Source organism: Candidatus Woesearchaeota archaeon, from assembly GCA_003695435.1.
GTDB lineage: Archaea > Nanobdellota > Nanobdellia > Woesearchaeales > UBA11576 > J101.
Genome location: RFJL01000069.1, coordinates 1 through 6,241 on the forward strand (window position 1 = coordinate 1; position 6,241 = coordinate 6,241).

The following is a 6,241-nucleotide window of genomic DNA, read 5'->3' on the forward strand; positions in this document are numbered from 1 at the left end:
ACTCTACTCAACTACAAGAAAAAGAAGAAGAAATCCTTCAATCAATAAAAGAGCTTGAACTTGACAGAGAACTTCTCAAAAAAGAAGAGGATCAAATCCTCCAAGCAACACGAAGACTAGAACATGACAAGAAACTACTTGATCGCAAAGAAGACGAAGTGGTAAGAGCTCTTAACAAGCTTGAGCGAGAACAAATGAAACTCAAGCAAAGAGAAGCAGCTCTTTTAGAATCTAAAAAAGCGTTTACCCTTGAGAGAAAAGAATTCAAAGCACATATCAAAGAACAGGAAAAGGCACTGCGAAATAAAATTCAAGAACTTACCAAAACTGAAACTCGCCTCGTAAGAGCTCTTAATAAACTTACTAAAACACAAGAAAAGCTTGCAAAGGTAAAGGATTACAAGGAGTCTGTTTCAAGACTCAAAAAATTACAATCGGAACTTGAAGAAACTCTTGCACATCAAGCAGATGCGCTAAGTGCAGTCACAAAAGAAGCACACGAACTTCAAGACCTTGATGAGCATCTTAAACGCATACTTACAACGACTCAATTGCACCCCGTTGAGCTTTCTCAAGAAGCACAAGAATTAATCGAGAAGGCATACGCATATCTCAAAGAACACAAAAACGCAAAAGCAAAAGAAATTTTCAAATCTGTTGCAACAGCAGCAGCTGCGCGAAGTCTCAACACACTTAAAGCATATGATGCTCAACTCACAAAACGAGAAAAAGAACTCGCACAACAAGAAAAAGCATACGAACTAAAACTTGCAGAACTTGATCATCTTCAAGCAGAACTTGAATCGCGCATCGCACAACAAGGAAAAGCATCAGAAATAGATGCTGTTGTTGCAAATCTTGAAAAACGCAAAAATGAACTTACTAAGTCTATTAAATCCCTTGAGAACAAAGAGAGAAAACTTCTTGGCAAGGTCGAACTCTATGAGGCTGAACTTGAACACCTCAAGGCACGTGAGGAAGAGTATGCACGAAGAGAAGCTCAGCTTGAGAGTATGCAATCGCTGATTTTGAAGAAAGGAGAGGAAGTTCACGATCATGCGTATGCAGATTTTGTCAAGAAGGAACTTGAAAGATATTCATCAGGGCTTGGTGTTTCCGATCCGCATACCGAGATTCTCTCACAAATTGAAATTGCAAAAACCTATCTGCGCAATGGAAAACTAGACCAAGCACGCAATAGCTATGGAACAATAGGCAAACTTTACAAGGGACTTAATCTTGATCCTTCTGAGAAGAAGCGCTTGTATTACGCGATTCTTGAACTTAAAACAGATATTGAGCTTGCAGCGATGGGACAATGAGCGAAATTACGATCTACCACAATCCGCGCTGTTCTAAATCACGAGAAGCACTAGAACTCATTCGTGAACAAGGTATTGATCCCAAAGTCATTAAGTATCTTGAAGAGGGAATACATAAAGAAGATCTTAAAGACGTTGTTCATCACATGGGCATTGATGTGCATGACTTGGTGAGGCGTAATGAAGAGGCCGTTTGTCACATTACTGATGAGATGTCTGAGGATGAAGTGTTAGATGTTATTGTAAAACATCCCATTCTCTTACAACGACCGCTCGTTATAAAGGGGAAAAAGGCGATTATTGCTCGTCCAGCTCAAAAAGTAAAGGAGCTTCTCTAAAGATCTTCAAGTTTTCTCATCAAATCAGAATCAAAGGTTTTTGTGTTTCTTAGATTGGGGTAGTTTTGAAGTAGTTCTTGTAATGACTCTCGCAGGTCTCGTGCATAATTGCAACTTTCTGGGTGAATTGTTCTCCACGTATCTTGAGTTACGAGTTGATGATATTTTTCACATTGTTCAAGATACTCTTGTGCGCGGTTCTGTTGCGCTTGTAATTCTGTTTTGGGACTAGGCGAACAAGCACAAAGCGCTGCGAGTGCAAGGGTGTGCAACGGTTTGTACATTTTTTTTGGCAAATACATAGTGATTACGATCTTTGGAGATTATCTGTTTTGAGGTTTTTTGTTTTATTTTCGTTTTTTTAGTTCTGGGAATTGTGATTCCATGCTTGCAATAGTATCAAGCGTTTTCTTCCATGCTGAGCACCACTCATCACCGTCTCCTTGTTCGCAACGTTCTTTTTGGATCTTGCTCATTTTTAAAGCGAAGTGGTAATCATCTTCAATGAGTGCTTTGTTGAACTGTGCTCCAGTATATGCTGCTGTTGCAAGAAGTGTGCCTGCAACAAGGAGTCCTTTTGCTGCAGCATTATATGATGCGATTTTATCCATAAATCGATCAACAGGCGTGTATACGCGTTCAGTCACATCTTCAATTGTTCCATCTGCGTGGATGTTATATGCTCGAAAGTCTTGTTTGGGCATCATAAAGCAGGAAATCTACTACTCCTATATAAATCTTACCATTTTTTCATTACTTTAAAGTAGTTACTTTTTTTGGGGTGGGGGGGGATCGTAAATCAATTCAAGAATACACACTCACTCGGCTCTCCTCACACATCACCACCATTAACACTTCAGGATTTGCCTTTTGTGTTTCTCTAAGGGTTGCGATATCCGTATTGGACGCAATACACCTGCTGCGAGGATGTGTGTGAAGAAGAATCAACGTCTCCTGAGAACAAGGCTCAAATTGAACATGCCGAAAACTCCTCTCTTGCTCCGGCTTGTAAATCTTCGTTATGGTATAGGTTGAATTTCTCTTAACTCCAAGTAAGCAAAGAGCAATTTCTTTCGTGGGATCTTCACGATAAAACTCCTGCAATACGCGATAAGCCGAATCAGAAAAAACAATTTCAAGATTTCCTGCTCGAACCACTTGATCAATAATCAAATCAGACTCAGATTTTCCCGCAAGAATATCTCCCACAGGAAAAGTAACAAACACAAAAGACGTCATCAAAAGAATGAGAAGAACTGCCCCCATCCCAACAAGAACTCTCTGAGAAAAACTACGCTTAGGAAGCTCTGGATTTTCTTCATCTCCGTGATGGTGAACATGCTTGTGAGGGGGTTTATGTGTCATTACTTACCTCTTGGTACAACGAATGATTCGCGAAGCTTCGTCAACATCAAATCGTACACTTAGAAACTGCTCACAGACATATATGTTCGTTAAGGTGTGAGGGGTGATCTTTGCCACTTTTATCTCTCCTCCATACATCCCAAGAAGAGGGATAAGGTTATCTGCTAAATGCTCATCAACAGGAGCACCACTACCCATTTGTTCCTTAAGCTTATCTCGAGCACGCTCACCAATAACCTCAGCACGAACGCCTCGCTCACCAAGAGCATCAGCACCAAGAATGATCGGCTCTTGATAAGAAATATCTTCAGGATTCCTAGAGTACATCGCAAGCAAAGTAATAACAGAACCAGTTGAATCACTCTCCACGTACTGCGTTAAGATATCAAGAGTGCCAAACTTTGCACTCATAGCCTGCCTTTGCGCAACTTGTGCATCTTCCAAATCTTTTGTTGCAACACTTATCCCCTTCATATGCATCAGGTGTCCTTGTTCAATTCTCCGAAACGGACGATCATAATTAAGACCTGTAATTGAAATCTTAACTTTTCCACCTCCTTTGGGATAAAAACCTCGACGCAGCAGTTGAGAGTTGATCTTAGCATAAGGCCGCAGCATAGGTAAAAAAACTTGTTCAAAATAATCATAAGGCATGCTCCAAGCAACATCAGTACCTCCTGTGATAGTAAACGTGAGCTTCGTGCGCTCATGAATCGCAGGCCAAATCAAAGACTGTAACAAAAGAGTTATTGAGCCCGCAGTGCCCATGTCAATCTCATGAGTTTTCCTCTTAAGTTTCCCGGGGTAAAATTCAATCTCTTGAGACCCCTCTCTAACATTTACTGCTTTACCATTCCACATAGACGTAAGTGTAGAAACACAAAATACGTGTTGGCGTTTAAGCCCGGGTTTTTCGCGCCCTTGCCGAATATGCTTCATTCGAAATGGTTTTTTTGTAATGGTTGAGAGAGCAAGAGCCGTTCGTAACATTTGTCCGCCCCCTTCTCCATAAGATCCGTCAATCTCAATCATATCTACGTTCACTTCTTTTGCAGTATTTAATAGTTACGTGCAAAAAACAGAGAACTCATTCACGCTTGAAGACTGCGAGCAAACCGGTTAGACGCAAAACGTAGGCAAAAATGCAAGGAGATCATTGCAAAATCAAAATATTTGTTCTGCCCTTTTTAATCTTCTTTATTTTATTTTCAGCCTCAAGCTCAGAGACCATCAAAGAAACCTTTGCTTCGGAAAGGGGGATGTGTTTGCGCAATTCTTTTTGCGTCATGCGCCCACCGTGCTCTTTGAGCAAGTCAATCACAATATTATCCGCGGTCATGCTCTTAGAAGTTTCACTTTTCTCTTCATCTCTATCGTCGCGCAGATCTTGCATCTTCTGATTTGCCAAGTCCTTCTTTTTCTTCAGGAGATGCAGAAACAGAATAATGAGCAGTCCTGTGATGAGCAGTGTTGCAACAATGACTGCATTAGGAACAGCATCAAACCCACTTAACTCTTCATCAAGTGTAGTATCAATCGTGATTAGCTCTTCATCTTTTTCCAAATCTGGATAGAGAAACAAATCAAGATGATAAACTCCATCATCCTTAACAGTGATACTCTCACGAGCACTCAAGCCCTGATAATGTGCGTAAAGAGTATAACTCCCAGAAGGAACGGTAATTGAATAGGATCCATTTTTAATCAAGAGTCTTTGCACGGGTTGTGTATTAATCTCAAGAACTGAAATGTTCATCTCATGTAGTTCAGCATCATAAATGGTGCCTGTAATTGTTGCTGCATGTAGGCTTGGTAAAAGTAAAAAAACAAGAAATGCAAGAATGACCTTTTTCATGTGGTTTGCTGATACGCTTGAGTTTTTAATATTTTTGCTCAAATAGGCCTCTTTGAACTTCTTTTTGCGAGAAAAGGTTGAAAATCCTTCCATAAAGTATTAGGTCGCTTCATAAAGCTTTATGTAATGATTTACGAAAGTATGTTTATAAATAAAAAATGCCACAATCCCCTAGAACATGACGCTTCATGTACGCCAAAAAACGTTAGGAGGTAACGCAAAATGAAGGCATTCAAAGCATTATTGCTCATCATGCTTCTTGTGATCTCAGCCGTACCCTTGGTTGTAGCACAAGACAGCACTGATGATTCGGCAAGCGCAACAGTTGATGCGCAAAGCCCTGATGACATTGACCAAGACACCAGCATTGAAATGCGTGATGGAGATAAACAAATAGAAATCCGCGATCGGATCAAAGATGACAAAGTAGAAGTTCGTGAAAAACTTCGTGACGCTGAAAAACGAGAAGAATTTCGTGAAAAGATCCGAGATGATCGAGCAGAAGTTCGTGAAAAACTTCGCGACGCGAAAGAACTGCGTATTGAAGTACGTGAAAGGATCAAAAACGCTAAAGAACACTTTGAAAAGGCGCGATTGAAAATAAAAGAACACAAAGCTCAGCTCAAAAGCTGTTCGGATGAAAATTGCCCTGAAGCAAAGCAAGGTGCAATTGATTTCCTCGTAGCATCTGGAGAGCGTATTCTTGATAAAATCGTGGAAATTCAGGAAAGAGTAGAAGCTTCAGACTTAGAAGAATCAAGAAAAGAGGAATTGCTTTCTGCTCTTGCAGAACACGAAGCAACCATGATTGATCTTGTCTCACAAGCAGAAGCTCTTGATGAAACTGCAACCAGAGATCAGATCAAAGATATTTCAAAAGAGATGAGAGATGCTTGGAGAGCTGTTCAAAAAGACCTTAAAAAAGCAGCAAGTACTGCAGTTGAACACAAATTCCAAGGTCTTATCGTTTCAGCAGAAAAACTCATTGATCGATTTGAAAAAGCAAAAGACAAACTCGCTGAAAAAGGAGCTGACGTAAGCGACCTTGAGGCAGCAATCCAAGACTACAAAGAAACTCTTGCACAAGCACAAGAAACCCTTGATGCAGCAAGAGCATCAGGAGACACTTCTGAGCTTAGAGAAGTGGCAAAGCTTCTGCGTGAGGCACACGCGAAAGTGCGTGCAGTAGTTGCTCAAATCAAAGACCTCAATCAAGGAAGCCTTGAAGTGGAGTCTGGTGATGACTCTGTTGAGGTTGAATCGGATGCTGAGGTGGAGTCTGGTGATGACTCTGTTGAGGTTGAGTCTGATACTGAAGTAGAGTCTGTGACTGAAGTGGAGTCTGGTGATGACTCTGTTGA

The 6,241-nt window shown here is 40.7% G+C and carries 8 protein-coding genes; 3 read left to right on the forward strand and 5 right to left on the reverse strand.

The window, feature by feature from the left end:
- Together D6774_04950 and arsC are read left to right on the forward strand one after the other, a co-directional pair.
- On the forward strand, nt 1-1,322 hold a 1,322-nt coding region (locus tag D6774_04950; GenBank protein ID RME77278.1), incomplete at its 5' end, for a hypothetical protein.
- Nucleotides 1,319-1,660, forward strand: coding sequence for an arsenate reductase (glutaredoxin) (arsC, locus tag D6774_04955; protein RME77279.1), 342 nt, complete (start codon nt 1,319-1,321; stop codon nt 1,658-1,660). The genes D6774_04950 and arsC, both read left to right, overlap by 4 nt.
- Here arsC and D6774_04960 read toward each other — a convergent pair.
- From D6774_04960 to D6774_04980, 5 genes are all read right to left on the reverse strand, one after another.
- A complete protein-coding gene (locus D6774_04960) occupies nt 1,657-1,962 on the reverse strand; it encodes a hypothetical protein (GenBank protein ID RME77280.1) in 306 nt (101 codons plus the stop codon). The two genes, arsC and D6774_04960, sit on opposite strands and share 4 nt — an antisense overlap.
- Before the next feature lie 45 nt (nt 1,963-2,007).
- Nucleotides 2,008-2,367 carry a hypothetical protein gene (locus D6774_04965; protein ID RME77281.1) on the reverse strand — a complete coding sequence of 120 codons (360 nt, stop codon included), beginning with the start codon at nt 2,365-2,367 and terminating at the stop codon, nt 2,008-2,010.
- A 97-nt stretch (nt 2,368-2,464) separates the two neighbouring features.
- Nucleotides 2,465-3,025, reverse strand: coding sequence for a hypothetical protein (locus D6774_04970; protein RME77282.1), 561 nt, complete (start codon nt 3,023-3,025; stop codon nt 2,465-2,467).
- A gap of 3 nt (nt 3,026-3,028) precedes the next feature.
- Nucleotides 3,029-4,069: an RNA 3'-terminal phosphate cyclase gene (locus D6774_04975; protein ID RME77283.1), complete on the reverse strand. Its 1,041-nt coding sequence runs from the start codon at nt 4,067-4,069 to the stop codon at nt 3,029-3,031.
- Nucleotides 4,070-4,178: 109 nt separating this feature from the next.
- Nucleotides 4,179-4,973 (reverse strand): hypothetical protein, encoded by a 795-nt coding sequence (locus D6774_04980; protein ID RME77284.1) that lies wholly within the window; start codon nt 4,971-4,973, stop codon nt 4,179-4,181.
- Nucleotides 4,974-5,102: 129 nt separating this feature from the next.
- On the opposite strand from D6774_04980, the gene D6774_04985 reads away from it, so the two are divergent.
- Nucleotides 5,103-6,241: hypothetical protein (locus D6774_04985; GenBank protein RME77285.1), on the forward strand; the 1,139-nt coding region annotated here is incomplete at its 3' end.